Here is a 6,542-nt window from a genome sequence, read left to right on the forward strand (position 1 = left end):
CACCGGTCGTCGCCGCCCAGCGGCTCTCTGATTACTCGAGAGCCGCTGAGCGGCTGGCCGCGCCCTAAGCGGAACGCACCCGGTAGTTCGCCCCCTTGTGCTCGTCGGGAAGTCGGTCGCCGCGGCCGTGCAACTTGTTGCGCAGCGTGCCTTCGACGTAATCTTCCGGGTACGCACCACGCGCCCGAAGTTCGGGAATCACATAGGTGACGACATCCTCAAACGTGCCTGGGGTGATGGCGTAGGCCAGGTTGAAGCCGTCCACATCCGTCTCCTCGACCCACTCCTGCAGGGTGTCCGCAATCTCTGCGCCGGAACCGACGATGAACGGGCCGAGGCCGCCGATGGCCGCCAGCCGGGCGATGTCTCGCACCTTCCACTCGCTACCGTCTTCATTGGCCTCCTGATAGTTGGCCACGACAGACTGGATCGCGTTGCTCTTGACATTTCCGATGGGCTCATCGAGGTCGTACTCGGACAGGTCGATGCCCATCCAACCCGACATGAACACGAGTGCGCCTTCCTCGCTGGCGTACGTGAGGTAGTCCTGGTACTTGGCCGTGGCCTTCTCCGACGTCTCGTCGGTGATGATCGTGAGGAGCGTATAGATGCGCGCGGAATAGCGGCTGCGGCCGGCTTTTTCGAGGGCATCTCGTATGTTCGAGACGGTGGCCTTCAGACCGGCCTTGGTCGATGACGCGACGAAGATCGCCTCTGCATTGCCGGCGGCGAACTCGATACCGCGAGAGGATGCCCCCGCCTGGTAAATCACCGGTGTGCGCTGCAGCGACGGCTCAGACAGGTGAATCCCCGGTACCGTGAAGTGCGTGCCGTGGTGACCGATCTCGTGCACCTTGCTCGGGTCGGTGAAGACACCAGATTCGCGGTCGCGGATGACCGCATCGTCCTCCCACGAGCCTTCCCACAGCTTGTACAACACCTCAAGGTACTCGTCCGCGTGGTCGTAACGCACGTCGTGCTCGAGCTGGTCTTCCTGGCCCATGTTTCGTGCGGCGGATGGCAGGTATCCGGTGACCACGTTCCATCCGACTCGTCCGTTGGTCAGATGGTCGAGCGTCGACATCCGTCGTGCAAAAGGATAGGGATGCTCGTACGCCGTACCAGCGGTCACCCCGAACCCCAGATGGTCTGTCACCAATGCCATCGCCGAGATCAGCAGCACGGGGTCATTCACGGGAACCTGCGCACCGTGCCGGATCGCGGCTTCATTCGAGCCGCCGTACACGTCGTAGGTGCCCAGCACGTCAGCGATGAAGATGCCGTCGAATCTCCCGCGCTCCAGCAGTTTTGCGAGCTCGGTCCAGTAGTGCAGGTCTTTGTACCGCCAGGACTGGTCATCCGGGTGCCGCCACATTCCAGAGGACTGGTGGGCGACGCAGTTCATGTCAAAGGCGTTGAATCGAATCTGTCTGGGCATCTTCCCATCGTGACTGCTGAGACTCGCACCGCCGAGTGTGACGCAACATGGCGTCACACTGCGACACACATTCACGATCGGAGCCCTCCGCGGTGGACCCTTGATTCTCTCCTTGATTATTTTGCGAACGGAACCCGATGAGAACTCAAGAACAGGCCCGAATCGCCCATCCGTGGCCGACCGACGGCGACCAGAGTGCGAAACATCTCGGTGGGCTGCATCCAGAAGAGTTCAAGCTGGCGTTTCGCAACCACGCCGCCGGCGTCGCGGTGATCACCGCCGATGGCGGCGACGGCCCGGTCGGACTGACCGCCACCTCGGTGTTCTCGGTGAGTGCCGAGCCACCGCTACTGGTGTTCTCCCTGTCGAACCACGCCTCCAGCGCTCCGACCATCCGCCGCGCCGACACCGTTGTCGTGCATCTCCTCGGAGCTGAGCAATTGAACATCGCAACGCTCTGCGCCACCAGCGGCGTCAACCGCTTCGCCGATACTGAAATTTGGGCCCGGCTCGCTACCGGTGAACCGTATTTCCCCAGCGCACACGCCTGGATTCGTGGGCGCATCATCAACCGGATGGCCGCGGGCAGTTCCACGATCATTGCCGTGCACGCCCTCGAGGCGACGGTCTCCACCGATCAATCCGGATCCGACCCGCTGGTCTACCACAACCGCACCTGGCACAGCCTCGGCGAGCACTCGGCGCTGCGGATCGGACAAGAAGTGTGAGGAGCACCTTCATTACGCCGCCTTACCGCCCGTGTGCGCAGCCCGGCGCGGCCCGGTAGCGTCAAAGCGATGAGCATTCCCCTTGAGAGCGCTGTAGCCAACGACCGCCTCTACTCGCCGCCTGCTGGCCTCGTCGACTCCGCCAACGTGGGCTCCGGCGAGCGGGCCGCCGCCGCCGGCGACCCCGTGGCATTCTGGGAGCGGCAGGCCGACCGCCTCGACTGGGCGGAACGCTGGCACACCGCACACACGTGGGAGCCGGCCCGCGCCGACGAGAGCGGCGCGCTCGAAACGGACGGGCCTCCGCTGCTCTCGATCCCCCGTGCCCAGTGGTTTCTCGGTGGTCGGTTGAACGTGGCGGTCAATTGCGTCGACCGCCACGTCGATGCCGGGCGCGGCGATCGGGTCGCCATCAACTTCGAGGGAGAGCCCGGCGACCGTGAGGTGATCACCTATTCAGACCTCCAGCGCAGGGTCGCGCAGGCCGCGAACGCCCTCATCGCCTTGGGAATCGTGGCGGGCGACCGCGTGGTCGTCTACCTCCCGGTCATACCGGAGACCATCGTCATCACCCTCGCCATTGCCCGGCTCGGCGCGGTGCATTCCCTGGTTTTCGGCGGCTTCTCGGCCGAGGCGCTGCGATTTCGCATCGAGGACACCGGGGCCAAACTGCTCGTCACCTCCGACGGCCAGTTTCGCCGTGGGGCCGCCATAGCGGTGAAAGGGCAGGCGGATGTCGCTGTCGCCGGCATCGACGCCGTCGAACACGTGCTCGTCGTGCGGCGCACCGGAGAGCTGACCCCCAACGTGCCGTGGACCGCCGGCCGGGATGTCTGGTGGCACGACATCGTCGACACCGCCGAAAACACCCACGAAGCCGAGTTTTTCGACGCCGAAACGCCGCTTTTCATTATCTACACCTCGGGCACCACCGGCACCCCCAAAGGGCTGGTGCACACCTCCGGAGGCTATCTCACCCAAGCGTCGTGGAGCCACTGGGCGATCTTCGATGCAAAAGACTCCGACGTGTACTGGTGCACGGCCGACCTCGCGTGGGTCACGGCCCACACCTACGTGCTCTACGGCCCGTTCTCCAACGGCGCGACCTCCGTCATTTACGAGGGAACCCCCAACACCCCGCACCCTGGGCGTCATTTCGAGATCATCGAACGCTACGCCGTGACAACCTATTACACCGCTCCGACCCTCGTGCGCACCCTCATGACCTGGTTCCCAGACGGCGTGCCCGCCGCCTTTGACCTCTCCAGCATCCGCCTCCTCGGCTCGGTCGGCGAGGCGATCAATCCGCACGCCTGGTTGTGGTTTCGAGAGAACATCGGCGCTGGCACGGCCCCCATCGTCGACACCTGGTGGCAGTCCGAGACCGGCGCGGCAATCGTGGCCCCGCTGCCCGGGGTCACTGCCCTGAAGCCGGGGTCAGCTACCCACGCGCTGCCGGGACTCACCGTGCGTGTGGTCGACGATCAGGGCACGGATACCGAGCCCGGGTCGAGCGGATCCCTCGTGGTCGACGGCACGTGGCCGGCTATGGCCCGCACTGTGTGGGGCAACCCCGAGCGATACCGCGACGCGTATTGGAAGAAGTACGCCAAGCAAGGCTACTTTCTCGCCGGCGACAGCGCGAAGATCGACGCCGACGGCTACCTGTGGCTGCTCGGACGCATCGACGACGTCGTCAACGTTTCCGGACACCGGCTGTCGACCATCGAGATCGAGTCGGCACTTGTCGCGCATCCCGCCGTCGGCGAGGCCGGGGTTGTCGGCGTTCATGACGAGACGACCGGACAGGCCATCGCCGCCTTCGTGATCCCCGCTCGGTCGCTCTCCGCTGCGGAGTCCGCCGATCCCCGAATCTGGCGTGCCCTCGAAGCGGAACTCTCGCAGGCGCTACGCTCCCAAGTCGCCGTGCAGATCGGAGCGATCGCGAAGCCGAGGGAGATCGTGGTGGTACCCGACCTGCCGAAGACTCGATCCGGCAAGATCATGCGTCGCCTGCTCGGAGACCTCATGGACGGACGTGAACTGGGCGACACGACGTCGCTGCAGGATGACACGGTGCCGCTCCAGCTACGGGAGATCCTAGACGCCAGGCGCTCACTGGACTAACCGCGTCAACACCCGATACATCGTCGACGATGATCCCACCAAGGTGCCTGTTCAGGCGGATTGCCACACACTGTTAGCCGGTTCCCGGCTAACAGTGTGCTTCAATGTGACCGTTACCTTGTTCATATCCCCGGATGGTGTGAGTAACTGAGGACGTTGGCCCGTCGGGTCCGGCATGATTCTCGCCCCCAGTTGTTGATGATCCGGGGGGTGCTGCCACCGGGCCGGATCGGTATCAGGTGATCGCGAATAGGGGCCGGACTGACGTCCAGGCCGTTCGTAACGTGGATGTGAAACTCGATATCGCGGCGCTGACCAACACAACGGTTCAGAGACGGGAGTAGAGACATGATTGAGCACTACGACTCCGTGGACGTATTCGTCGGCGTCGACGTTGGGAAGGGGGAGCATCACGCGGTCGCCCAGGATCGGGCTGGCAAGGTGCTCGTCGACAAGGCTCTACCCAACGACGAGGCCAAGCTTCGAGAGGTTGTCGGGAAGCTGAAGAGGCACGGCCAGGTTCTTTTCGTCGTCGATCAGCCCGCCACGATCGGCGCGCTGCCGGGGTGCAAAGAACTCAATTCGCCATCCTCGATCGGCGCACGATCGCGCTGGTCAGAGGCGACCCAGGGGTCCACGGCGAACTCGTGTCCAGGCCCTGTTTCTAGCAGCGACTCAGTGACCCCGGCACGCACTCCGCTCATCATGCTGGACAACCGGGGGAGTCCCTGACTCTCCCCGGAACTAGATGTCACGCAGCCGCTCACCGCAATCATGTGTCCTGAACGACTTGCCGCCTTACGCATCATATGAGGTCCCCGTTCCAGCTTTGGGCGGCAGTGCCGCATCCGCCACCTTGCCGAGCGTTGAACATTTGGCCCCGGTTGGCGCAGGAAACCCGGCGGTGAAGCATCCTCGTGATCAGGGCGTGGCGTAGGCGGAGCCTGGCGGCACGTGCGGCGTGCTGCTGGACATCACCGTTCCGTCGGTGAGCCAGCTGGCCGTCAGGTCGAGAAGCGCGGGTGGGCTGGTCTCGTCGAAGCCGAGGGTACCTAAAACCACGGCGTTGAGGTTCAACCCCTCGTGGGCGATCAGGCTGGCTCCCGCGCAGATACTAGAGGCGGTCAGGTCGACATGTTGGATGACGAGGCAGTACTGGCTGGAGCCGCGCTGGGCCAGGTAAATACCGTAGCTGCCCCGCGGCGTCAGCCCCACCGCCCGTACGGTGTTGTAGGCGGGTCCGAGGTCAGCCAGCTCACCAGCGAGGGGGTCCGCCGGTTGGTCGAAGATCGCGGTGATGGCGCCGATAGCGGCCTCGTCCGGCAGCGAGGCGGGTATGGTCTTACCTGGCGGGAGGGCGAGATTCGAGGCGCCACCCGCGAAAGTTACTGTGACCGTGTGCTGCAGGGTTTGGGCGCTCAGGGTGCCCAGTACCCCGACGGCGATCCCGGTGGCCAGCATGATTGTGAGCCAACGCGCTCGGCCTGCTGGCTGAGCGCCGTGGGTCACACGGTCACGGGTTGCGTCGGTCAGCGGGGGAGCGCTCACACCGGCGGCGAGTTCGTCATTGACCGGAGTCGGGTCGTCTGTCGCACGGGCCAGGCCGGGACCAAAATGCGCCAGTACTTGGTCGACGGCGTGGGCGCGTGCAGCAAGACTGAGCGTGAGCCGGCGCAGCCTGTGCTCACTTGCGGTCGCACGCACGGTCGATCCCGCCTCCATGCGCTCGAGCTGCGGTTCGAACGCAGCGGCCCGCGAGAAGACTGCGGCCTGCAGCTCGACAAGGTGCACGGCCGGGTCAATCCGGCAGGCGGGAGTCGGCTGCAACGGATGCATAGCCCACCACAGCGCGTCCATCACGTTCGAGGCGTCCAGACCGGTACCGATTAGATCGGAGAATTCCTGCTCCAATGCAGCATGAAGGCCATCGTCCTGTTCAGCGGCTTCACGCAATTGGAACGCTAGATTCTCCACACGCCCCCGTATCGTCAACCTCACCCTAGCGCGGGCTCGACCGCACGAATTCAATGGGCGTCGGGAAGCGCGCTTGGCCGCGGCGGCTGATATTTGGGCGAAGACTTTCTAGGGACGTACAAAATTGGGGTATGCCCGCCCGCGGTGTCAGACAGTGGCATCGCGGTGCGTCTCAATTGAGGAACCATTCTCAAGTCTCATTGATCTTGTTGGGACGATGGGCACTGTGGATGTCCTGAGTATGGGGAGACGTACGTCATCAGGGATTGGGACGC

Annotated in this window: 4 protein-coding genes and 1 pseudogene; 3 read left to right on the forward strand and 2 right to left on the reverse strand. The window is 64.4% G+C overall.

All coding sequences use genetic code 11. The annotated features are described in order from the left end of the window. Positions 1–64 precede the first annotated feature (64 nt). On the reverse strand, positions 65–1,438 hold the full coding sequence (locus tag IWX77_RS14630) for an LLM class flavin-dependent oxidoreductase (RefSeq protein WP_196845255.1): 1,374 nt from the start codon (positions 1,436–1,438) through the stop codon (positions 65–67). A gap of 137 nt (positions 1,439–1,575) precedes the next feature. Between IWX77_RS14630 and IWX77_RS14635 the strand changes: the two genes are divergently transcribed. From IWX77_RS14635 to IWX77_RS14645, 3 genes and pseudogenes are all read left to right on the forward strand, one after another. Further along, on the forward strand, positions 1,576–2,166 hold the full coding sequence (locus IWX77_RS14635) for a flavin reductase family protein (protein ID WP_196845256.1): 591 nt from the start codon (positions 1,576–1,578) through the stop codon (positions 2,164–2,166). Between the two features lie 69 nt (positions 2,167–2,235). Then, entirely contained in the window at positions 2,236–4,293 is a 2,058-nt protein-coding gene (acs, locus tag IWX77_RS14640) for an acetate--CoA ligase (RefSeq protein WP_196845257.1), read from the forward strand. A gap of 348 nt (positions 4,294–4,641) precedes the next feature. Beyond that, positions 4,642–4,857: pseudogene (locus IWX77_RS14645) on the forward strand (IS110 family transposase); the annotation flags it as partial. A 357-nt stretch (positions 4,858–5,214) separates the two neighbouring features. Here IWX77_RS14645 and IWX77_RS14650 read toward each other — a convergent pair. Then, entirely contained in the window at positions 5,215–6,267 is a 1,053-nt protein-coding gene (locus IWX77_RS14650; protein WP_196845258.1) for a hypothetical protein, read from the reverse strand. Positions 6,268–6,542: the final 275 nt, after the last annotated feature.

It is taken from the genome of Cryobacterium sp. CAN_C2 (assembly GCF_015751745.1).
Taxonomy (GTDB): Bacteria; Actinomycetota; Actinomycetes; order Actinomycetales; family Microbacteriaceae; genus Cryobacterium.